This is a genomic window from Pseudoxanthomonas sp. PXM02, assembly GCF_014851805.1.
Taxonomy (GTDB): Bacteria; Pseudomonadota; Gammaproteobacteria; order Xanthomonadales; family Xanthomonadaceae; genus Pseudoxanthomonas_A.
The window spans coordinates 259962-282465 of the sequence record NZ_JACVAK010000003.1 but is presented as its reverse complement, the minus strand read 5'-3'; the positions used below and the strand labels follow the sequence as shown (position 1 = coordinate 282465).

21 protein-coding genes are annotated in these 22504 nt (G+C 64.1%); 13 read left to right on the top strand and 8 right to left on the bottom strand.

Annotation, left to right across the window (positions count from 1 at the left end):
- Nucleotides 1–88 precede the first annotated feature (88 nt).
- Together IB225_RS15335 and IB225_RS15330 are read right to left on the bottom strand one after the other, a co-directional pair.
- Complete coding sequence (locus tag IB225_RS15335; RefSeq protein WP_192312124.1) at nucleotides 89–739, bottom strand: thiol:disulfide interchange protein DsbA/DsbL; 651 nt, start codon at nucleotides 737–739, stop codon at nucleotides 89–91.
- Nucleotides 740–870: 131 nt separating this feature from the next.
- Complete coding sequence (locus IB225_RS15330) at nucleotides 871–1653, bottom strand: c-type cytochrome (protein WP_192312123.1); 783 nt, start codon at nucleotides 1651–1653, stop codon at nucleotides 871–873.
- Between the two features lie 129 nt (nucleotides 1654–1782).
- On the opposite strand from IB225_RS15330, the gene yihA reads away from it, so the two are divergent.
- From yihA to IB225_RS15305, 5 genes are all read left to right on the top strand, one after another.
- Complete coding sequence (yihA, locus tag IB225_RS15325; protein ID WP_192312122.1) at nucleotides 1783–2382, top strand: ribosome biogenesis GTP-binding protein YihA/YsxC; 600 nt, start codon at nucleotides 1783–1785, stop codon at nucleotides 2380–2382.
- Nucleotides 2383–2465: 83 nt separating this feature from the next.
- Nucleotides 2466–3062: a hypothetical protein gene (locus IB225_RS15320; protein WP_192312121.1), complete on the top strand. Its 597-nt coding sequence runs from the start codon at nucleotides 2466–2468 to the stop codon at nucleotides 3060–3062.
- 142 nt (nucleotides 3063–3204) lie between these two features.
- Nucleotides 3205–4569: a glutamate--cysteine ligase gene (locus tag IB225_RS15315; protein WP_192312120.1), complete on the top strand. Its 1365-nt coding sequence runs from the start codon at nucleotides 3205–3207 to the stop codon at nucleotides 4567–4569.
- 168 nt (nucleotides 4570–4737) lie between these two features.
- Nucleotides 4738–5289 carry an ECF-type sigma factor gene (locus IB225_RS15310; protein WP_192312119.1) on the top strand — a complete coding sequence of 184 codons (552 nt, stop codon included), beginning with the start codon at nucleotides 4738–4740 and terminating at the stop codon, nucleotides 5287–5289.
- Nucleotides 5286–8159, top strand: a complete 2874-nt coding sequence (locus tag IB225_RS15305; RefSeq protein WP_192312118.1) for a serine/threonine-protein kinase — start codon at nucleotides 5286–5288, stop codon at nucleotides 8157–8159. The genes IB225_RS15310 and IB225_RS15305 overlap by 4 nt, the downstream gene beginning before the upstream one ends.
- Nucleotides 8160–8166: 7 nt before the next feature.
- Here the strand turns inward: IB225_RS15305 and IB225_RS15300 are convergent, their stop codons facing one another.
- The 3 genes from IB225_RS15300 to IB225_RS15290 are packed head-to-tail and all read right to left on the bottom strand — an operon-like array spanning nucleotide 8167 to nucleotide 12041.
- Entirely contained in the window at nucleotides 8167–9837 is a 1671-nt protein-coding gene (locus IB225_RS15300) for a hypothetical protein (RefSeq protein WP_192312117.1), read from the bottom strand.
- Between the two features lie 46 nt (nucleotides 9838–9883).
- Entirely contained in the window at nucleotides 9884–10732 is an 849-nt protein-coding gene (locus tag IB225_RS15295) for a DUF2272 domain-containing protein (protein WP_192312116.1), read from the bottom strand.
- 55 nt (nucleotides 10733–10787) lie between these two features.
- Nucleotides 10788–12041: a hypothetical protein gene (locus IB225_RS15290; RefSeq protein WP_192312115.1), complete on the bottom strand. Its 1254-nt coding sequence runs from the start codon at nucleotides 12039–12041 to the stop codon at nucleotides 10788–10790.
- 268 nt (nucleotides 12042–12309) lie between these two features.
- Between IB225_RS15290 and IB225_RS15285 the strand changes: the two genes are divergently transcribed.
- Nucleotides 12310–12603, top strand: coding sequence for a hypothetical protein (locus IB225_RS15285; protein ID WP_192312114.1), 294 nt, complete (start codon nucleotides 12310–12312; stop codon nucleotides 12601–12603).
- A 421-nt stretch (nucleotides 12604–13024) separates the two neighbouring features.
- Here IB225_RS15285 and IB225_RS15280 read toward each other — a convergent pair whose 3' ends face one another.
- Nucleotides 13025–14185: an IS30 family transposase gene (locus tag IB225_RS15280; RefSeq protein ID WP_192312865.1), complete on the bottom strand. Its 1161-nt coding sequence runs from the start codon at nucleotides 14183–14185 to the stop codon at nucleotides 13025–13027.
- A gap of 271 nt (nucleotides 14186–14456) precedes the next feature.
- On the opposite strand from IB225_RS15280, the gene IB225_RS15275 reads away from it, so the two are divergent.
- Together IB225_RS15275 and IB225_RS15270 are read left to right on the top strand one after the other, a co-directional pair.
- Nucleotides 14457–15398 (top strand): hypothetical protein, encoded by a 942-nt coding sequence (locus IB225_RS15275; RefSeq protein WP_192312113.1) that lies wholly within the window; start codon nucleotides 14457–14459, stop codon nucleotides 15396–15398.
- A gap of 78 nt (nucleotides 15399–15476) precedes the next feature.
- The gene (locus IB225_RS15270) at nucleotides 15477–16397 is read left to right on the top strand and encodes a hypothetical protein (RefSeq protein ID WP_192312112.1); all 921 of its coding nucleotides are present in this window, start codon (nucleotides 15477–15479) and stop codon (nucleotides 16395–16397) included.
- 84 nt (nucleotides 16398–16481) lie between these two features.
- Here IB225_RS15270 and IB225_RS15265 read toward each other — a convergent pair whose 3' ends face one another.
- The gene (locus IB225_RS15265) at nucleotides 16482–17330 is read right to left on the bottom strand and encodes a LysR family transcriptional regulator (RefSeq protein WP_192312111.1); all 849 of its coding nucleotides are present in this window, start codon (nucleotides 17328–17330) and stop codon (nucleotides 16482–16484) included.
- 222 nt (nucleotides 17331–17552) lie between these two features.
- Between IB225_RS15265 and IB225_RS15260 the strand changes: the two genes are divergently transcribed.
- The 5 genes from IB225_RS15260 (at nucleotide 17553) to IB225_RS15240 (ending at nucleotide 21765) form a co-directional block, all read left to right on the top strand.
- On the top strand, nucleotides 17553–18299 hold the full coding sequence (locus IB225_RS15260) for a glucose 1-dehydrogenase (RefSeq protein WP_192312110.1): 747 nt from the start codon (nucleotides 17553–17555) through the stop codon (nucleotides 18297–18299).
- 26 nt (nucleotides 18300–18325) lie between these two features.
- Nucleotides 18326–19843 (top strand): MFS transporter, encoded by a 1518-nt coding sequence (locus IB225_RS15255; protein WP_225583903.1) that lies wholly within the window; start codon nucleotides 18326–18328, stop codon nucleotides 19841–19843.
- An 80-nt stretch (nucleotides 19844–19923) separates the two neighbouring features.
- Nucleotides 19924–20418 carry a hypothetical protein gene (locus IB225_RS15250; protein WP_192312108.1) on the top strand — a complete coding sequence of 165 codons (495 nt, stop codon included), beginning with the start codon at nucleotides 19924–19926 and terminating at the stop codon, nucleotides 20416–20418.
- Entirely contained in the window at nucleotides 20418–21017 is a 600-nt protein-coding gene (locus IB225_RS15245; protein WP_192312107.1) for a TetR/AcrR family transcriptional regulator, read from the top strand. The genes IB225_RS15250 and IB225_RS15245 overlap by 1 nt, the downstream gene beginning before the upstream one ends.
- Before the next feature lie 121 nt (nucleotides 21018–21138).
- Complete coding sequence (locus IB225_RS15240) at nucleotides 21139–21765, top strand: tyrosine-type recombinase/integrase (RefSeq protein WP_192312106.1); 627 nt, start codon at nucleotides 21139–21141, stop codon at nucleotides 21763–21765.
- Nucleotides 21766–21950: 185 nt separating this feature from the next.
- Here the strand turns inward: IB225_RS15240 and IB225_RS15235 are convergent, their stop codons facing one another.
- A complete protein-coding gene (locus tag IB225_RS15235; protein WP_192312105.1) occupies nucleotides 21951–22430 on the bottom strand; it encodes a MarR family winged helix-turn-helix transcriptional regulator in 480 nt (159 codons plus the stop codon).
- Nucleotides 22431–22504 lie beyond the last annotated feature (74 nt).

Genomic DNA, 22504 nt, shown 5'->3' with positions numbered 1-22504 from the left:
AGTGGATCTGAGGAAAGGGGGATGCCGGCAGGGCCGGGAGGACGACACATTCTGCATGGCGGCCGGGATGGTCGCCATGACGCGGTCGTCACTTGCGAGCGCGTTCGCGGGCGATCAGGCGGTCGGCGATCTTCAGCATGTCGCTGTAGTTGCGGCCGCCGGTCACGCGGTACTTGCCATTGACGATGATCGACGGCGTGCCTTCGATGCCGGCCGCGCCGACCCAGTCGCGGGCCTTGGCCAGCTGCGCGTCGACCGCAGGACCGCGCAAGGCCGTCATGAAGGCTGCCCGATCGACGCCCTGGCTCTCGTAGAAGCCGGCGATCTCGTCGGCGGACGCATTCTGGATGGGCAGGCTGCCGACCTTGTGCAGCGCGTCGAACACCGCCTGGTGGGTGCGTTCCTGCACGCCCAGCTGCTGCGCGGCAAAGAAGGCGCGCGCGTACGGGATCCAGTAGCCACCGAACGCCGCCGGCACCGGCGTCAGCTGCACGTCGCGTGGGAGGGTCTTCTTCCACGTGGCCAGGGTGGGTTCGAGGTGGGCGCAGTGGATGCAGGTGTAGCCGAACACTTCGACCACTTCGATCTTGCCCTTGGCCGGCGCGAACGGCTTGCCGTCCGGGATCACCACGTAATCCTCGCCTTCGACCAGCGGCGCGGGAGCCGGCGGTGCGGCAAGCGTGGTGGCCGGCAGCAGGGCCAGCAGGGTGATCAGCACGGGCAGCAGACGCGACACCATCGGGACTCTTCCTCTACGTGCGGGGCCCGCCGGTCGGGCATCGCGGAAAAAAGAAACGCCGGCCATGGTGGGGCCGGCGCTATGAACAGGAGCTTGAACTTCCGGCCGCAGGTCGCGGCGGATGCCCGGGATTACTTGCTGCCGGCCTTGGCGGCGGCCACGTCGTCGGCGCGGGCGTGCAGACCCTGCAGGTAGCTCGCGAGCGCCTGGATTTCCTGCTCGGTCAGCGGGCCGGCAACCTGCGCCATGATGTTGAAGTGGGCGGCGTCCTTCAGCGTGGTGGTGCCGGCCTTGTACTCGGTCAGGCGACGCACGGTGTAGTCCTGCATCTGGCCACCGATGTGCGGATAGGCCGGGCCCGGATTGCCGGCGCCGGTCGGGCCGTGGCACGCCATGCAGGCCGGCACGCCGCGCTTGGCGTCGCCGTTGCGGTACAGCTGCTGGCCCACTTCGTAGAACTTCATGTCCTTGTACGGACCGTCGGCGACGACGCTGTCGTCGGCCAGGCCGGCGCCCGACTTCTGGGTGGCGAAGTAGGCGCCCACGTCGCGCATGTCCTGCGCGCTGAGGGTCTGGGCGAACGGGGCCATCACGGCCGCCATGCCGGTGTTGCGCTCGCCCGAGGCGAACAGCGCCAGCTGCTGGGCGACGTAGCGCTCGCTCTGGCCGGCGATGCGCGGGTACTGCGGGTCGCTCGGGTTGCCATCGGCGCCATGGCAGGCGGCGCAGGCAGCCGCCTTGGTCTGGCCGGCCTTGGCATCGCCCCAGGTGGTCTTGGCCAGGTTGATCTCCAGCGGGGCGGTCTGGACGGGTGCGTTGTCCGGCACCGGAACCACGGTGGTCTGTGCAAAGGCGACTGCGCCCACGGCCAGTACGGCCAATCCGGCAAGTCCCATAACGCGAGCGTGGCGCATGCTAAAGCTCCGAAACCCTTGATTGATGCGGCACCCGAGGGAGCCGCGAAACCGCCGAATTATCGTCGCGGCGGCCCGTTGCGGTCAATTCAGCATGGCAGGAGCCCCCGCCCGTGCGATCCTAGCGCCATGTCGAACCCCCTGAATTCCGCAACTTACCTGCTCTCCGCCCACACCCCGCGCCAGTTGCCGGAGGACGGCGGGTTCGAGGTGGCCTTCGCCGGCCGCTCAAACGCCGGCAAGTCGAGCGCCCTGAACGCGCTGGTCAACCACAACCGCCTGGCGCGGGTGTCAAAGACGCCGGGTCGCACGCAGCAGCTGGTGTTCTTCCAGGTCCAGCCCGAGCGCTACCTGGTGGACCTGCCGGGTTACGGCTACGCCAAGGTGCCGCAGGACCTGCAGGCGCACTGGCAGGCCTTCATCGATCGCTACTTCCGCACCCGCGAGGCGCTCAAGGGCCTGGTGGTGGTGATGGACATCCGCCATCCGCTGAAGGACTACGACCGCCAGATGCTGGGCTATGCCGTCCAGCGCGGCCTGCCGGCCCATGCGCTGCTGACCAAGGCCGACAAGCTGGGCCGCGGCCAGCAGGCGCAGGCGCTTCAGGCGGTGAAGAAGGATCTGTTCTCGTCCTTCGGCGACACCGTCAGCGTGCAGACGTTCTCGGCCGAGTCGAAGCAGGGCGTGGATGAGGCCCGCCTGGTCGTGGGCAACTGGCTGGGACTGTAAGCGTCCGCCTGGCGGGTCGTCCGCTGCCGGCCCTGTTCGTCGCATAGACCCCCACCTGGCATCCCGCCGTGGAGGAGTCCGTCATGCGTTGCATTCCCCTGTCCTCTTTCGTCCTTTTCCTGATTGCGGGTGCGGCCCTTGCGGCTCCCCCGTCGACCTCGCCCCCCTCCGTGGTCGCCGAACAGGCCCAGGTTCAACTGTCGGGGAGTACCGAGATCGGAGGCGGTGCGCAGCTGCGCTTCGCGCAGGTGTTCCAGTTACCCCGGGAGGGCTATCTCAGCCACGTCATGTTGCCGGTCAACTGCTCGCGGGCCACGGCCATGCAGGTATGGATCGGACTGGCGGTCGGCGGCGTACCCACGGGCGTCGTGGTGGCGACCGAAGACATGCGCAGTGCGTCGCTCGATGCCCATGTGCAGGCGAGGACGGTGGGCATGCGCATGATCGAGTTCACCCAGCCTGCGCTGCTGCCCGCCGGCGAGTACGCCTTCACCCTGATCGTGCCGGCCGGTCGTCGCGGGGTCCACTGCACGCTGTGGCTCGGACCGTCCGGCGACACATACACCGGGGGCAGGGCGTTCTTCAACGAACGGGGCAACATGCCGCGCTGGAGTGAACTGCTCGATACGACAGGCGCTCCGCGCGATCTCGCCTTCCAGGTGTTCGTGCGCCCGCTCTGACGCACGGGCAAGCGCGATCGCGACCATGGATGGGATGCTGCGGCGTTCCCGTGGCGATGAACGCGTGCGGGTGGTCACGTTATAGTGCCGGCCTTGCAGCGCCGGCCGCCGGCGTGGCGTTCCCCCTTCGCGAGTCCCGCCCTTGTCCAGTCCCAGCCACGTCGCCGACACGCTGATCACCGACCGTACCCAGCTGGTCGACTACATCGCCTCCGGCGAGAAGCCGGTGCAGGACTGGCGCATCGGTACCGAGCACGAGAAGTTCGGCTTCCGCCTCGACGACCTGCGTCCGCCGACCTTCGATGGCGACCGCGGCATCGAAGCGCTGTTGAAGGGTCTGACGCGCTTCGGCTGGGATCCGGTCGAAGAGAAGGGGCACGTGATCGCGCTGACCAAGGACGGTGCCTCGGTCACGCTGGAGCCTGCGGGCCAGCTCGAACTGTCCGGCGCCGCGGTGGAGACCATCCACCAGACCTGCGTGGAAGTCGGCAGCCACCTGAAGGAAGTGAAGCAGGTCGCCGATGAACTGCGGCTCGGTTTCCTCGGCATGGGCTTCCAGCCCAAGTGGCGCCGCGACGAGATGCCGTGGATGCCGAAGGGCCGCTACCAGATCATGAAGTCGTACATGCCCAAGGTCGGCCAGCTCGGCCTGGACATGATGACGCGCACCTGCACGGTGCAGGTCAACCTCGACTACGCGACCGAAGCGGACATGGTGAAGAAGTTCCGCGTGTCGCTGGCGCTGCAGCCGATCGCGACCGCGCTGTTCGCCGATTCGCCGTTCACCGAAGGCAAGCCGAACGGCTACCAGAGCTACCGCTCGCACATCTGGACCGATACCGACGGCGACCGCACCGGCATGCTCGACTTCGTGTTCGAGGATGGCTTCGGCTACGAGCGCTACGTCGACTACATCCTCGATGTGCCGATGTACTTCTCCTACCGCGACGGCATCTACCACGACGCCAGCGGCAAGTCGTTCCGCAAGTTCCTGCGCGGCGAACTCGACGTGCTGCCCGGTGAATTGCCGACGCTGCGCGACTGGTCCGACCACCTGACCACCGCCTTCCCCGAAGTGCGGATGAAGAAGTTCCTGGAAATGCGTGGTGCCGATGGCGGTCCGTGGAACCGGCTGTGCGCGCTGCCCGCGTTCTGGGTGGGCCTGCTGTACGACGATGCCGCGCTGGACGCCGCGTGGGACCTGGTGAAGGACTTCTCGCTGGAAGAACGCCATGCCCTGCGCGACGGCGTGCCGAAGCACGCCCTGAAGCTGCCGTTCCGCGCGGGCACCGTGCGCGACCTGGCCCGCGAGGCGGTGAAGATCGCCATCGGTGGCCTGCAGCGCCGCGCGCGCCTCAACAGCAAGGGCGTGGACGAGAGCGGCTTCCTCGATGCGCTGGTCGAGATCGTCGAGGCGAACGAGACCCCGGCCGAACGCAAGCTGGCGCTGTTCCACGGTGAATGGAATGGCGATATCGACCGCGTGTTCCGCGAGTTCGCCTACTAGCACCAGACGGGTGCGCGACGGCGGTCCGTAGGAGGCGCTGTCCTCGCCATCGGCGTCTTTGCGTTCATTCCTGTGATGGGCCGGACCGGCAGGTGATCTGCGCTCCGGTCACAGGGGGAGGCGGCGCGGAGCGTCGCCGTGGTGCGTGTCGGATTCGGCGAGCGGCGCATGGATCAGGTTCCCGTAACCCAACTGCTGAAGCGTGCGCGCGAAGGGGATGTCCGCGCCGCCGATGCCGTGTTCGCCAGCCTCTACGACGAGCTGAAGCGTGCCGCGCACCTGCAGCTGCGCCGGCACCGCGACAGTCTCGACACCACCGTGCTGGTGCACGAGACCTACCTGAAGATGGCGACCGGCGAGCGCCTGGCGGCCAACGACCGTGCGCACCTGCTGGCGATGTCGGCGCGCGCCATGCGGCAGGTGTTGGTGGACCACGCCCGCATCGCACACGCGCAGAAGCGCGGCGGCGGCGTGGACGCGTTGACGCTGACGGCAAGGCTGGGCGGCGATGAGCGGGCCGTGGTCGAAGTGCTGGCGCTGGACGAGTTGTTGAACGCGTTGCAGCAAGCCGACGAACGTGCGGCGCAGATCGTCGAGCTGCGCTATTTCGGCGGTTACGAGGAAACCGAGATCGCGCAGATGCTCGGTGTCAGCGAGCGCACCGTGCGCCGCGACTGGCGTACGGCCCGGGCCTTCCTGCTGGCGGAACTGGGCAAATGAGTGACCACGATCTCGAACGCAGGCGACGGGCGTTGGCCTTGTTCCGCGAGGCGGTCGAGATCGCGCCCGCCGAGCGCACCGCATGGCTGGAGCACGCGTGCGGCGACGATGCCGACCTGCGTGCCGCGGTCGATGCATTACTGGCGGCGGACGAAAGCAGTACGGAGCCGTTCGCCGGTGATGCGCTGGCGTGGGGCCGTGCGTTCCGCGACGAACACAGCGACGTGGCGCGCGACGCGCTGGTCGGGCGCAGCATTGGTCCGTGGCGCATCACCGGCATTCTCGGCCATGGCGGCATGGGCGCGGTCTACCGCGTCGACCGCGACGATGGCGCCTACACACAGCACGCCGCACTGAAACTGATCCGGGCAGGGACCGATTCGCAGGCCGCGCGCGAGCGCTTCCTGCGCGAGCGGCAGATCCTCGCCCGCCTGCGTCATCCCAACATCGCCACCCTGCTGGACGGCGGCATCAGTGGCGATGGTGATCCGTGGTTCGTGATGGAACTCGTGGACGGACAACCGATCGACCGCTGGTGCGACGCGCGCCAGCTCGGCCTCCGCCAGCGCATCGTGCTGTTCCTGCAGGTCGTCGATGCGGTCCGTCATGCGCATCGCAACCTGGTGGTGCATCGCGACCTCAAGCCTTCCAACCTGCTGGTGGATGCGGAAGGCCGGGTGAAGTTGCTGGACTTTGGCATCGCCAAGGAACTGGCCGAGAAGCAGCACACGGTCACGCTGGATCGCGCGCTGACCTTCGAATACGCATCGCCCGAGCAGCTGCTCGATGCGCCCATCACCACCGCTACCGACCTGTGGCAGTTGGGTGTGGTGCTGCATCGCCTGCTGTCGGGTTCGCACCCGTTCGGCGTGACGCGGGAGACGCCAGTCGCGCGCCAGTTGCAGCAGCTCGAGCGCGAGCCGGAACCACTGACGCGTGCCGCGTCGCAGGCCAGCGACGAACAGGCCTCGCAGCGCGGCGGCCACTCACCGTCCTCGCTGGCGCGCGCGCTGCGCGGCAACCTCGCACAGATCGTGCAGGCCTGCCTGCGGCGCGATCCGGAAGCACGCTATGCCTCGGCCGATGTGCTGGCCAACGACCTGCGCGCCTGGCTCGATGATCGCCCGATCAGTGCGGTGCGGCTGTCGCGCACCGATCGCGCGCGCCTGTGGCTGCGGCGTAATCGCGGTCTGGCTGCGGCCGCCGGCATCGTGACTGTGGCATTGCTGGCCGGCACGGGCGTGGCGGTGTGGCAGGCGCGCGAGGCACGTGAGCAGGCGCGCATCGCCGAACGCGAATCGGAGAACGCACGGGCAACGTTGACGTTCCTCGCCGACACATTGGCGGCAGCGGCGCCCGAGCAGGCAATGAGCACCGAAGTCAGCGTGCGCCAGCTGCTCGACCAGGCGCGCGACAAGCTCGACCGGCGGACGCTCGAACCGCAGGTACGGCAGCCGGTACAACGGATGCTGGGGCGCCTCTATCGCTCGATCGGCGATGACCAGCAGGCGGTGGAGTTGTTCTCGGCAGGATTGAAGGATGTTGCTCCGCAGACGCGAGAGGAGGCCTTGGCGTTGGCGGATGATCTGGTGGCGTATTCCGACGAGTTGGGCGACCTGGAGCGCAACGCCGAGTCGTTGGCGGCCGCCGAGCAGGCCGTGATCCTGCGCCAGCGTTTCGCCCCGGGCGACCCCGAACAGGAACTGCGCGCGATGGCGCACCTCACGCTTGGCCACGTGGAGAAGTACGGACTGGAGGTGTGCAGGAAGCGGGCCGAATCCTCGCTCGCCTTCGCCAAGCGCATGCCGTCGCCGCCCGTGGATGTGGTGCTGGACATCTACTCGGACATCAGCACGGCTGCGAACTTCCAGAACGACCGGCAGCGCCTGCTGTCGGTGAGCCGCGAAGGCCTCGCGTACGCGGATGCGCACGGCATCGCGGCGGACTCGCCGGTGCGGCGCACGCTGGTCAGGAGCCTGGTGTCCGGGCTGATACTCGAGGGCAAGCCGGCCGAGGCGGAGCGCGTGGTCCGCCAGGCGATCGCCGACAGCGAGAAGACCGGTGGCTACGGCGGCACCAGCGCGACGGTCTGGTACCAGACGCTGGCGGACACGCTGCTGGGCCAGGGGCGCTACCGCGAAGCGCGCGAAGCCACCGACCGGAGCTATGAGCTGTCCAGTCGCCGCGGCGAGGGGCCGCGAAATCTGGCGATGGCGCTGGCCAACATCACCGCGATCAACCTCATGTACGGCGACTACCCGACAGCGCTGGCGCGATCCACGCAGGGCGTCGCACGACTCGATGGCGCACACGTCCCCCACGATGACGCGTTCCGCCGCACGATCGATCGCGTGCACGCGCGCGCACTGGTGGCCAACGGAAAATTCGAAGACGCCGCAGCGAGACTGGAGGATCTGCGGGCGCGGGCGCTGCGACTGGATGGCGATGCCTCGGATGAGTATGCGCAGGTGCTCGGTGACCAGCTGAATCTCTATCTGCGCACGAGCGACGTCGCGCGCGCCACTCCGATGCTGGCCGAGCTTCGCACGCGCATGCGCCAGCGCGGGGTCGCCGATGACCATGAGCAGTTCGCGTACTTCTACGCCATGGAAGCCACGCTGGATCGCCTGCGTGGCGATACGGCCGCAGCCGAGCAGCATCAGCGTGAGGCGATCCGACGGCTGGAAACCAGCGCGAGCGACGTCGATGTGGCGGTCGCCCGTGCCACCCTCGCCGAGGATGTCGCCGCACGTGGCGCCAGGGCGGAGGCGAAGAAGCTGCTGGATCAGGCGCTGCCTGTGATGCGCGACGCACTGCTTCCGGCCGAGCGCAACCTCGCCAACGCCGAACGGCTCGCTACCTCGCTGTGAGCTCGCGCTACTGCTCGCAGGGCGCGATCGGCGTGAGCGTGTAGCGCTCGGTACCGTTGTTGCAGCGCGTGCCGAACGGCGTCTTGACGCAGCCGTTGCCGGTGCCGGTGATCTTGCCGCCCTTGTCATCGGCGTTGGCCGTGTACGTGCCGTTGCCGTACACGCCGATGCCGCCCATGTTGCCCTGGTAGCTGTACGAACCGCCGTTCTCGTTGCTGGGCGTGAAGGTCACCGTGTTGCCGCCGCCGCTGATGGTGAAGGGTTCGGCGAGGTTGCAGATCGTTCCGGTGCCGTGGAAGTCGTCCAGGCCGCCGACCGCCGTGTAGGCCTGCGGTCGCTTGGTGTCGAACTCCAGCGTCGCTCGTCCCACGCCGCGTTTGCTGCGGGCCTCGAACTTGATGGTGGCCTCTTCGTTCTTCTTGTCCGGCCCGGCGTAGGCGTACTTCGCGTCCGCCGGCACCTTGCCGGTGGATGGCTGCAGGCTGGCGCCACCGCTCAGCGTCGCGGTCACGGTGCCCCCTGCGGGTGCGCCATCGGATTTGGCACGCGGCATCGCATCGATGTCGAACGCGGTGCTCGGACGGATGCCCTTTCGCTTGCCCGGGTTGCTGGTGACCTTCAGCTCCACGCAGCGGCCGCTTTCCCAGGGCGCCTGCTTGCCCGAGCCGCGCAGCATCATTTCCGCGAACAGCGTCTGGATCAGCTGCGCGCCCTGCATCAGCTGTTGGGTGCGTTGAACCTCGTCGGGCCGGAAGATGCTGAAACCCTGTTCCCCCCGGTTCTCGAAGGTCTCGCGACCACCGCGCGACCAGCCGGCACTGATGTCGACGTGCTGCGAGGCATAGTTTTCGTAACCGCCCATCCTCAGGTCCATCTTCGACGACGATCCGTCGGGCCCCTGCATCAGCTGTGCATCATCGTCCAGCCAGCGTTCGTAGACGAAGTGCGAGCGGGCATAGCCACCGGTGCCCTCCTTGCTGGTGACGCGTACGGATGAGTCGACGTCCGATACCACGGTGACCTTGCCCTGTGCATCCGGGCAGGCGTCCATTCTCATCTTCATCTTGATCTTGCCGGTCAGGCCGTCAGCGATCTTGCCTTCGTACGTGTACTCCTGGCTGATGCTGCCGTCCGAGCCGATGGTGACCTGCGCACCGCCCTCCTTGCCGCCGAACTTGATGGGCCCTTCCTTCGCCAGTTCGGCCAGCTTGTCGTCGGATGCGTCGGCGACCATGCCGGACAGCAGGCCGCCGGTCATGAGCCCGCCGAAGGTGCCCATGCCCAGGCCCAGGAAGCCACTGGACATCCCTTCGCCAGTGAAGGCAGCGGGAATCATTTTCGGCACCTGCGCCTGTGTGCCGCGGGCCTGGCGTTCGTAGTCTTCCGCCAGCGCCTTGAGCGCGGCCACGGCCTGTGCTTCGCCACCGAGGGCTTCCTCGACACCAGTGGCCTGCATCAGGCGGTAGTGCAGCCAGTAGTCGAGCGGGCGCAGCGCCTGCAGCGAAGGCTCCGGGCCTTCAGCCACGAACGCGTCCAGCTGCGCCTGCGTCGGTATCCGCGAATCCGTGGGGGGGGCCGCCGTCAGGTCTTCGTTGCCTTGCGTGCATGACGCCAGCGACAGGGCAAACACGACGAGCGCGGAAAGCCCGGAAACGCGAACATACTTCGATGGCGTCACTTGCGGTTCTCCCGTGATGTCAGTGTGCGGGTGGCATTCGAGGCGATCAGGGACTCGCGGCCAGCAGCGATGCCGGCGCATCCGCGGTGAGCTTCAGCAACGCCGCCCAGTCCTGCCGGTTGAGATTGCAGTGCGCAGGCACATCGGGACTGCAGGGTGCGTCGCCGGTGTTGCGCGTGGGCAGGTCGGCGAAGCGGCCCGCTTCATCCAGCCGCAGCATCCGCAGCGCGACGGTCTGCTGCACGTTGCCGCCGACCAGCCAGGCGATGCCGGCCTGTGCGGCGACCACGATGTCGCAATGCATCGGCAGGCCCGCGCCCCCTGCGTCCAGTACGTTCAACAGGCCTGCGTGGCCCAATGCCCGCGATTGCCCGCGCACGTAACACAGCATGTCGCCGGGCGCGGGTGCCGCGGCCTGCGGTGCGACCAGCCGGTACGGACCGGAACCCGATCGCGCCGCGGCACGCACGTAGTCCACGTGGCGGGACGAGACGGTGAATCCCGGCACGCGTGCCTGCCGCATGACCCACGACACGAACGCTGCCGACCACGGCGTGTCCACCACGAAGCTGCGGCACGCCACGCCGGCCGTCCCGCACCCACTGCCCAGGCCGCTGCCGTTCCAGTACATGGCGACCTTGCGCCACGCCTGCGCGCCGTCGGCGAGGGCATCGTTCTCGGCTTCGTACACCGCCTGCCCCCCGGCGCGCCCATCCGCATCGATGAACGAACGGAACCACGCATGGTTCTCCTGGCAGGCGATGGCGGCGATGCGCGTGGCGACATCGGTCGATGCCAGCCGCGTGCGCAATTGCGGGCATGGATCGGTCGCATGGGCCGGCAAGGCGCACAGCAGAGCGGCGAGGGCGAACAACAGCAGCAGGGTGGGTTTCATGGGGGCGTCATCCATGGCGGGAGCGGGCAGGCACGCAGCCCGCCCGCGTCAGCGGTCAGAAGTTGCGCATCAGGCCGCGCAGCAGTTTCTTGGCTCCGCCTTCTTCCTTCTTCTCGGGATCCTGCTTGCCGTCGCCATCGCCTTCGTCGGCGGGCATGCCCCCCATGTCGCCGAAGTCCATGCCCAGCATCGCCACCGTGGTGGCCTTGGTACGCACGCGCACGTTCCACTCCGGATCCCACGGCTGCTTCGGGTCGGTGGGCTTGGGCGGCCAGGTGATGTTGGTTTCGGGGCCGTAGGCGATCATGTTGAGCGAGGCGAAGCCGCCCTGTTGTCCGGGCTTGGCGGTGCCCTTGAAGATGCCCTGCGGAATCGCGCAACTGGTGGTGGACGGTGCGAGCAGCACCTTCTGCTTCAGCCATTTGTCGATGTACGAGCCCGTCAGGTAGTTGACCAGCTCATGGCCGGCACCGGGCACTTCGGCGCTGCTCCACATGGTGAAGTTGCGTTCGTCCTGCATGGCGATCGCATTGAGGAAGTAGGCCTTCGCGCGATCCACCGGCTGCCAGCTCAAACCGATGCTGTCGGTCAGTTCGCCGCGCGTCTGCAGCGCGATCTTCGGCATGAAGTCCGCGTTCTGGCCAAGGTCGAACTGCAGCGACGCCGGTATGCCGTCACCGGTGATGCGGTGCTGGCCCACCATCGACGAACGTTCGCCGACGCGCTTGTTGTTCTTCAGGTTGGGCCACAGCGCGTAGCTGGGATTGACGTCGATGTCGCGGTCGGGGACGAACAGGCCGGGCGCCAGCGCCCCGTTCTGCTGGAACTGCCCGTTCTTGATCTTCAGCGTCATCACCTTCGGCTGGCCGGGGCGCACGGTGGCACCGCAGCCCCAGTACTGGCGGATGGTCACCTCGATATCGCGGATCTCGTGCTCCCTGGGTTCCTCCACGTTCTTGCCGGGAGGCGGGGGCAGCAGCGAGAGCGATTTGCCCACCGCCAGCCCCGCCGGCACCGCCTGTTCCGCTGGCACGCCCGGCTTGAGGCGGTTGTGCAGGGCGATGTCGAGCAGCCGGCCCTGGGTGGCGGGAATGTGGCGCGACTGCGGATAGCCCTGCGGTCCCTTCTCGCCACCCATCATCCGGCCCGCCAGGCCGCCCAGCATGCCCATGTCGGGCATGCCGGCCATCGAATGGGTGGCGACGTCGATCCAGACCTGCGTTTCGGGTCCTGCAGGGGGTGCGCTGCTGGCAGGCAGGGCGGTGACCAGTACGGTGGCGAGGGCGAGTGTCAGCGGCGTGCGGCGCATGGCATGGAGCTCCTGAGGAAGGCGATGGGGTGGTATGCGAAGGAAGGCACCCACAGCGGACACGCGCCGGCGGGTCCGGATCGGCCTGATCGGAGGGGCAATGTTGGGACCCGCTGTAAAGGCAAAGTCTTGCCCTGAACGGCTCTGACGGATCCAACTTTGGCCACGGGCCGGATCATTGTTGAGTCCGGGGGGCTTTCTGGCCCGCCATGGGGGGCGGCGGGAACCACGTAGAATGAGGCTACGAGGTTCTAGAAAGGAGATCGCGATGGTGCGCGAATCAAACAGGGTGCTCTACGAACTGGCCCGTGATCTCATTTCAGGGCATATGGCGCTTTTATCGAGCCAGCTTTGGCAAGAACGTGACAAGCCAAATCGGGACGACGCTTTGTGTGGCGCCATCCAGGCGCAAAGCACCCGCTTGTTCATTGAGCGTGACTCACTATCTTCCTCTGATCGAGCCTCCTTAGAGGCCTGCATCCGCAGATACGCGAAGTCTCCTAGCGGGGCAGAGCAAGCAATCGCTGCTGTTGACGAGCTTTATAGCGCGAAAGACAAGTAGTCCGCCGTGTAGTGATTGTCGCCGGAGCTAGAATCGGGAAAGCTATCGCTTCAGGTATCGAAGCATTGCAGTCTCGCCAGCTAGTCTGATCACTTCAAAAGTAGGTCTCAGTCGGAGCGGGCTGTTTGCGATTCTGGGCGTGAGCCCACATTGAGGGCACGCGTGGTCTCGCGAGCGAGCCATTAGTCGACGGTTGGCTTCGTACACTGCCTCAATAGAAATATTCCTCGGCATCACAGCGATCCTTCCTCAACTTGAGATGGTTGAAGCCTGATGCCTGAGATTTATACGCTTCAAGGTCTAGCAAATCTACGAAATACGTCCGACGATCTGCGGGGGCCGAAACAGCGGTCGCTGCCTTGGCACCAGTAGCTATCTCGGAGTGTTGGGGGCATATCTATGTCCGCAATCGACCTTGGATTCAACCGATCGACGCAACAGTTTGTCGATATCGTTCTGCCGGTGTCTCGTAGCCGAGCGTCTTGCGTGGTCGTTCGTTGAGCTGGCGTGCAACGGCGTCCAGCTTGGCCTGCGTGACATCGGCCAGATTGATCCCCTTCGGAAAGTACTGCCGTAGTAGGCCGTTGGTGTTCTCGTTGGTACCGCGTTGCCAAGGATGATGCGGGTCGCAGAAGTAGACCTGGATGTCCGTGGCCAAGGTGAAGCGGCGGTGTGCCGCCATCTCCTTGCCCCGATCCCAGGTCAGCGACCGGTACAGCTGCTTCGGCAGGCGACGTGCGTTCTTGATCAGCGCGTTGACCACGGTCTCGGTGTCCTTGCCTGCCACCTTCACCAGCATCAGGTAGCGGGTCTGCCGCTCCACCAGCGTAGCGATCTGACTGTTCCGGTCACCGAACAGCAGGTCGCCTTCCCAATGCCCTGGCACGGCCCGATCTTCGGCACTGGCCGGCCGCTCGCTGATCGAGGCGGTGTCAGCAATCCGGCCGTGGTTCTCTGTCTTCTGGGTGTGATGTCGTGAGCGACGCATCGCCCGCGTGCGCCTCAGATGGGCGAGCAGTTCCTGCTTCAGCGCCCCGCGCGACTGGATATAGAGCGTGCGATAGATGGTCTCGTGGGACACCTGACGGCTCGCATCATCGGGATAGGTGCGTTTGAGCCAGCCGGCCACCTGCTCAGGCGACCACTGCCGCTGGATCTTCTCTGCCACGCGAGCAGCCAAGGCTCGATGCAGCGCCAGCTTACAGGTCTTGGGGCGCCGCGCTCGGTCCCAGGCAGCCAGGTCGGCTTGGTTGGCGCGGTAGCCTTCAGCGCCTTCGTTGCGCCCGATCTCGCGGCTGACCGTGGATGGCGCCCGACCCAGCAACAAAGCGATCGTGCGGATCGACCGTCCCGCCGCCAGGCCGCGGGAGATTTCCTCGCGCTCGACCAGGCTCAGCACCCTCGGAGATCGTCGCCGCACCGGCGGACGAATCCCGCCATGCTCGGCCAGGATGTTCCGCACCGAACTATGGTGCCGATCGAACAAGGATGCGATCTGGTGCAGCGACTCGCCCTGCTGCCAGCGATCCCACATCAGTGCCTTCTGGGTGTCGGTGTAGTAGATCCTCTTCCTGCGCTTCATCTGCAACACTCCCGCTGCTTGTGCAGCTATCCGTGTGTTGCATCGATCATATGAATCCGCGACCCGAAGCGGACATTCGCCTAAGCGCACGCTCTGCGTCCTGCTGGGTCCGGTTATACATCGGCTTGTTAGCCGGACCCAGTCGCCCTAAGATCGAGCCATATCAAGGGGATAGCGCGCCATATGGTGCGCTGTGGAGAAGCCGTATAACCGGAGCCAGGGATCCGGCTATTAGGTAGTTATGCATCAGGCCCAGGTTTCAGGGGGGAGCATGTTCACAGCAATTGCTACAACAGTCATTGGGGCTCTGCTGATCGCGGCGATTCTGGCGGCCGTAAAAAGCCGTTGGCTGTACGTCGTCGCCCCAAAGCTCTACCTAAACACACCGATCAGCGATGGTCAGATCATCTCAGTACAGGTCTACAACGCTGGCCTAACCCACGAAGAGGACATCGCGGTCACGTTTAGAAAGGCGTGTAAATTCGAGCTTATCGGCACCTCGAAAAGTACACTCACCGTGGTTGGCAACACGCTCTCTATACCTAAGCTTTCGAGGCTCGAGTCAATCACAGTTGTTCTGTTGATTGAGGGCAAATCGTTTGATCCAGTCGACATTGAAAGCATTGAGTCTAAATCTGCGAAAGGCAAGGTCGTTGAAAGCAAGGAGAAAGCAACCGCTATATGGCAGAACTTTGTGGCGATACCGATAGTCCTCGCCGTCCTAGTCGTGCCCTTCCTTTTCGGCACAGTCGTGGGTGCTGAAGAGGAGACATCAGCCATCGATTACGTGGATGCAAAGCTTGATGTGTTCCGCGAGCGAAAACAGCTTGCGGGATACAAGGTCACCGTTCAGGAGTCCACAGCGGATGAGTCGCTCATTGGGGCAGTAAAAAAGGGCAACATTGCGATTGAGGCAACGGAGGTTCTTCGGCATGGCGACATCCTCACAATCAAGACCCGCATCAAGAACAACATGAAAGAGCCGTTTATGGTGGAGGGCTCTCTCAAGACCTCTGCCGGAAAGGACGGGCCAGTTGATTTCTATGATCGTCGTTTCGAGAACGTCGCTCTAGGGCCAGGCGAAAGCCGAACGGTCGAGCAGAAGGCTTACCTCCCCGAGGAGCTTCAGACAAAGTTTGTCCTGAACCGGGTGGCTGTGGAGAACCTCACGGGGAGTTCCATGTACATCTCCTACATCATTCAATTCGACTGATGCCAAACAATTCGTTCGAGCCGGGGTTGCTTCGCGGCGCGGCTTAACTTAAGTGTTGGACGTCATTGGGGAGATTCCGTGGGACTTCTTGCAGACATTCAAGGCGCTGTTCTTCAGGAGCAGTCGGACATCGCACCAATTTTACTCAAGCTAAGAATGCTAGCTGCGCGACTCGGTAGTGAGTCGCTTGCAGAATGGGTAAAGCATGAGTCGGAGGGGTACCCACAAGAAGTTGAGGTTCCCGACTACCGCATCCTAGGGGTTAGCTACAGAGCCACCTTCTCTGGCCCGTTCGGCTCAGGAATCAACAATGCGCCGATTTCACCCTATCTGATCGAAAAGTACGCTGGCAGACAGTGGACTCGCTATGAAATGCGGCAAAGCATCGCTGCGGTAGATGAGCTGCTGTCCACCTCGGAGAAAGGTGGCTCGTTGCAGATTGAAGCTTCGAATCTCATTCTTCTCTTGCAGGGAAAGGTCTATGAGGACTACGCCTGCAACTCAGTCACCGGTACGATCTCGCGCGCATCCTTGGCCGCCATTAGGCACGCTGTTCTGAATCGAATTCTTGAGTTGACACTTGAGATTGAAAAGTCTGTTCCAGAGGCGGCAAACGTTTCACTAGCAAACCCCGGCGATCTATCCGGGAGTGCAGCAGGGGTTACCACTCAGATCGCGCAACAGATCATTTACGGCAACTACACCTCTGTGTCGGCCCAAAGCGGCGCCGTCGTTTCTATCTCGATCGACACGGGCAACAAACAAGCACTGTCTCAGTATCTAGTTCAGGCCGGCATTCCTGCAGATGATGCAGGTGCTCTCGCAGATTTGGCCTCTTCTGAGAAACCTGAGAGTGTGGCCGAGCCGATGGGACCCAAGGTCAAAGATTGGCTTCTCAATAATCTCAAGAAGGCTGCTGGTGGCACCTGGAAGATCGGCTTGTCCGTCGCCACGGACGTAATCAAGGAAGCGCTCTTGAGGTACTACGGCCTAAAATAGTTTCTACAATTCACTTAGGCGACGCCGCTTCGCGGCACAGCTTGATCCAAGCCTTCAATGTCCGCTTCTGGCCGATTGCAGACATCAAGTAAGCATCGTTTCGGCGATATCGAGCAGAGCTCTTAGCCGATCCATGTGGCGCAGATCTTGGTGGTAACCCACCCAGACGTCTCTGCTCGGAGGGTCGCCGAACAGATCGATGCGATGAAGCCCGTCCACGCCGTCACCCAGGGGCCTTGGCAATACCGCAACGCCTAGTCCTCGACGGCACATCTGGGCCTGGACGCTTCGGCTGGTGCTGGCGAAAGCACGTCGAGAGTGCGGGAATCGATCCAGCAGCCAAGCGACATCCGGGAAGTGAGCTTGGGCCGAGTTCATGAGAATCAAGCTCACAGACCCCGGGTCGTTGGTCACCGCGTGCACCGTCGACGCCGATCCGTAGAGCCCGTAAGGCATGGTCATCAATCTGCGCTGGACGATATCCGGCTCACTGAACGGGACGATGCGGAAGGCCACATCGGCTTCGCGACGGGATAGGTCGAGCAGGCGGTAGCTCGCGATGACCTCGGGTACGACGGCGGGGTGAAGGCGCCCCAGTTCGACAAAAACGGGCGCCAGGACATAGGCAGCGAACCAGTCCGCCGAGGATATCCGCAGGAGGCCTTCGAGCCGCTCATGGTTGCCCGCCAGGCGCCTTTCCATGGACAGCGCCGATGCTTCCATGGATTCAGCGAGCGACAGCACCGCGTCTCCGGCATCCGTGAGCACCAAGCCGTCTTTCGTCCTGCGGAAGAGCGGTTGCTCGGCCTCATCTTCGAGCGCCTTTATCCGACGCCCGATGGTGGGGTGGCTCACGCCCAGGCTGCGAGCCGCCTCGCCGAGCGATCTGCCGCGGACGACCGCGAGGAATATCCGGATATCACTCCATTCCATCCCGCGATTACCCGTTCAAAAATGTACGCGGAATATGCAGGAATGGCAGTCCACAAACAATCCTGTCGACTTCACCCTGCTCACCCCAGCACTGATGGTCTGGCGTCTGCGGTCCGACCCGCAGGCGACCCCGGCGTACTTCGGGAGATCTCGGTGGGCGGGTACACGCCATCCCTGGCAGGTTGGCCCATACCGGGTCAGCCTCATCTGGAGTTGAACGACATGAGCAAGTTGAACGGGAAAGTCGCCCTGGTTACGGGCGCATCTAAAGGTATTGGTGCCGGCATCGCCCGTCGGCTGGCGAGTGATGGCGCCAAGGTGGTCGTCAATTACGCCTCAAGCGCATCCGAGGCAGAGAAGGTGGTTGCCGGGATCGAAGGCGCCGGCGGAACCGCCGTCGCCGTGCGCGCCGATGTGCGCAGTAAAACGGAAGTGGATGCGCTCGTCCGGACGGCCGTCGACCATTTCGGGCCGCTGGATATCTTGGTCAACAACGCGGGCATGTACCAGTTCGCAAAGATCGAGGACACCACCGAGGATCGGTATCGCCAGCAGTTCGACCTCAATGTACTCGGATCGTTGCTCGTCACGGCAGCCGCGGTACCCTTGTTGCGCGAAGGCGGCAGCATCATCAACGTCGGTTCCTTCGTCACGCGGATCCTGCCCACCCAAAGCGCGATCTACAGTGGAACGAAAGGCGCTATCGACGCCATCACCGGCGTTCTCTCGCGGGAACTGGGTCCACGGGGAATCCGTGTCAACGCGGTGAACCCCGGACTGATCGAGACAGACGGTACGCACGCCAACGGCGTGATGGGCTCGGAGTTCCAGGCCTGGAACGAGCAGCAGACGCCGCTCGGCCGGATCGGGCAGGTGACGGACATCGCGTCGATCGTCTCCTTTCTTGCGTCGGACGACGCGGGCTGGGTCACGGGCGAACACATCATCGGCTCGGGCGGCATGCGCTGATCCGCGGCGTTCCGAGGATGAACCTCTTGAGCATCGATCCGAATCCGAACACAACGGACCCGCGCCGCTGGCCCGCCTTGGCCGTGCTCCTGTCCGGCACGCTGCTGCCTCCGCTTGATTTTTTCATCGTCAACGTCACGTTGCCGAGCATCCGCGCCGATCTGCAGGCATCGGCCGACGTCGCGCAGCTGGTCGTGTCGGTCTATGCGATGGCCTACGCCGTCACCCTCATCCTGGGCGGTCGCCTGGGCGATCTCTATGGACGCCGGCGTACCTTCGTGGCCGGCATGTTCGGGTTTGGGCTGGCGTCGGCTCTATGTGGATTCGCAACGTCGCCGAGTGTGCTCATCTTCGGCAGATTTCTACAAGGCATCTCGGCCGCGGTCATGGCACCGCAGTCCTTGGCGTCCATCCACGCCATGTTTTCGATGAGCGAGAAAGGTCGCGCGCTTGGTCTGTACGGGGCGACATTTGGATTGGCCTCCGTCGGCGGACAGCTTTTGGGTGGGCTGCTGGTTTCCGCTGATCTGTGGAATATGGGCTGGCGCAGCGTGTTCCTGATCAACCTTCCTGTCATCGCCTTGGCCATTCCCGCTGCGTTGATCTCGGTGCGTGAAACCCGAGGAAAGGAAGCGGGCCGCATGGATTTCGGCGGTGCGATCCTTCTGGCTCTGGGCGTGCTGGCGCTGGTGGTTCCGCTGATAGAGGGTCGCGAACACGGGTGGCCGTTGTGGAGCCTGGGCGTGCTGGCATTGAGCCCAGCACTCTTGGCCCTCTTCTGGCGCTATGAGAAGAATCGGGAGCGCTTGGCTGCGTCGACGCTGGTTCCGCCCTCGGTCATCTCGGCAACCCGTGGATTGGCTCTTGGTCTGCTGGCGGCGGTCCTGCTGTATGCCTTGGCGGCGTTCTTCCTGACGTTCGCGGTGTACCAACAAGCCGGGCTGGGTCGCGGTGCGCTCGCAGCGGGCTTGGCGATTCTTCCACTCGGTATCGGACAGCTGTTGGGGCCGACGTGTGGCCTCCGCCTCTCGCGTTGGTTGGGTTCGCGCGCAGCGACCTTCGGCATGAGCCTGGAAGCCCTCGGTCTGGTCCTGGCGGCTGGGGCGGCGGCGATCGACCGGCCGTCGTGGCTTTGGGTACCGCTGCTGGTGGTGGGGATCGGACAGGGCATCGCGCTGCCGGCGCTGGTGCGACTGAACGTCGATCTCGTGGAGCCACGCTGGGCAGGCTTGGCGGCCGGCATGGTCAGCGCCGCGATGCAGCTGGGCGCTGCGCTCTCCGTCGCCTTGGTGGGCGGTGTCTTCTTCTCGCTCGCGCCGGATGGAGCAGGCGTCGAAGACGTGGCATCCGGCTTCGCGGCCGCCTGTCTCATGATCGCCAGCGCCATGGCCATCGCCGCCGTTCTCAGCAGGAGGCTGGCGGTGACCACCATGAGGCGGACGCCGGGCTCAGCAAACGAGTCGCCCGTGGCGCAGCGACCCCAGACAACGACGCCGCCCGCAAACCGGACGCTCCCGGTGCAAACCACCCATCGGTCGGCATGAACCCGTCCATCCGATGCCACTCCATTGCGTTATCTACCTACTAATAGGTAGACTCACCCAACTTCAGCAAGGAACTCCTCATGGGCATATCTCCAATCGGTTGGCTCCACACGCTGGGCAGCCTCCCCGCGATCCCGCTGGCGGTCTACATGCTGGTCAGGCACGGGCGGATCGCTCCTGAGACTGCTGCCGGCCGCGCCTACTTCTGGTTCATGCTGCTGGGCATCCTCACGGTCTATCCCATCGCGCACCAGCCGGTGAGCTCGATCATCGCGACGATCACCCTGGTGTTTCTGCTGGTCGGATACGGCATCGCGCTGTGGCGGCCGGCGAAGCGACTGTGGGCGTATGTCCAGACGATGTCGCTGAGCGTAACGGTGTTCCTGCTGATGGTCCCCACGGTGAGCGAAAGCCTGCGCAGGCTTCCTGTCGGCGATCCGGTGGTGACAGACTTAAAGGATCCGCTGCTGCTGGGTGTCCAGGGCGCGCTCTTCCTGGCGCTCATCGTGGGAATTCCACTGCAAATGCGAGCGCTTTATAAGCAGCGTCCCTATCGAGACCAGGTAACCCGTTGATGTCGTCCGCAGAAGCCCAGCCTCAGTATTCACCCAAGGCCCAAGAGATCATCCAGCGGGCCAACGAGCTGCTGGCTTCGGGTGGGTATAACGGCTTCAGCTATGCTGACATTGCCGAACTGGTGGATGTCAGGAAGGCCAGCATCCATCACCACTTCCCGGCCAAGGTGGACTTGGTTAAGGCGACCGTCGTTCAGCACCGGCAGGCGATGCGGCGAGGACTGCAGTCACTCAATGAATCGATCCCTGATCCGTACGCGCGACTGGTCGCCTATAGCCGCTATTGGGCGGACTGCATTCAGGAGTCGAATCCTCCCATCTGCATCTGCGCACTGCTTGCGGCTGAATTACCCAGTATCCCTGCAGAAGTAGCCGAGGAGGTCACGGGCCACTTCAACGATCTACAGACTTGGCTCGAAAAGACCATGACGGAGGGCGAGACGAAGGGCGTGATGCGCTTAGTTGAGCCGCCTGCTGGAGAAGCCGCGATGTTCATGGCCTCGATCCACGGGGCGATGCTCTCTGCTCGAGCTACTGGCAACGCATTGTTGTTCTGGCAGATCGCGAAGCTGTCTACAGATCGACTGAAAATCGAGTAGTACATCGTGCGATGTGCCTTTGAGTCGAAAGTGACCTAGCTGAGCTCCCTAGCACCTCTTAACTGAGGCGACACAGAGGCAGTTAGAGCCTCTCCATCCCACCTCGGGATTGGAGAAAGCCATGAAGCGAAGTTCAGGCCGCTCAGCGGCACGTCCTGCTTGGAATCTAGGCAAGCTTGTGGGACAGAAGGCGCCCCTAAAGCTCAAGGAGATCTGGTCGATTCGAGTCAGGCTTCAGCTCAAGGGCGATAGTCGGCAGTTGGCGCTCTTTGATCTCGCCATCGACAGCAAGCTTCGCGCGTGTGATCTGGTTGGGCTGCGGGTCCGTGACGTCGCACATGGCATGCACATTGGCTCAAGAGCATGCGTCATCCAGCGCAAAACAAAGCGTCCTGTCCAGTTTGAGATAACGCCGCAGACTAGAGAGGCATTGGTCGCTTGGATCGATAGTCAGAAGCTTGGCCTCGACGATTACCTCTTCCCCGGCAGGCAGCGAGGCTCAACCCACCTCTCCACGCGCCAGTACGCCCGCTTGGTGAAGGCCTGGGTGCGCAGTATCGGTCTGGATCCAGTGGGCTACGGTACGCATTCCATGCGTCGCACCAAGGCATCGCTCATCTATCAACGTACCAAGAACCTGCGCGCCGTCCAGCTGCTGCTTGGGCACAGCAAGATCGAGAGTACCGTCCGCTACCTGGGGGTCGAAGTGGATGATGCCCTTGCGCTGGCAGAGCAGACCGAGGCATAGCGTTCCTCCGAAAGCGGCTTTAGAACGGCCGCTTTCGACCCAAAACGGACGTCGCGCCTTCATGTGTAAGAGCCGAGTTAAAACTGCAATTGGTCAATCGCGCACCGCAAACCTGGTTCATTCGTAGCAGACATCGAGAGCATCTCTCTCCACGGGGTGTCGTCTCGGTGTGGCCGCGCTCAGCTCTAGCCCGACTTTCTCTGTAGTCGCTGGAGGAAAGGGAGTTCGCGGCAGTTTCGTTCTAGTGCCCACAACATCTGGAGCGAATCTGCTCCTGCCTGTTCCAGCAATTCTGCGGAAGCCTGCTCCATAACGACGAGCGCTTCCCGAATACGGACCAATTCACTTTTTCCCTTTGTCGTCAGAGCGATCAAAGTCCTACGCCGATCGGCGGGATCGTCACGGGACTTCACCAGTGACAGACGGGTTAGTTCCTTGATCCAGACAATCACGAGCGGGTGCGACTGCCGCAGCAGCCCTGCGAGTTCTGTCACTCCCAGCGGGCCATGCTCATCCAGTGCCAAGAGCGTGGATATGGTACGCGGCGGCGCGGTAACGCCTACCGTCGGATACCAATCGGCCGCACCCTGCACGAGCTCGTCGGCTAGGCGGCGCAGCAGGTGCGCCAGGAATGCTGGCCCCTGCTGCTGAATGAAGTCAGTCATGTCTTGCTCCTCCAGCGGGTTGACGCCTGTGACAATTAACGTCAATATTTACGTAAATCATAACCTAATTGGAG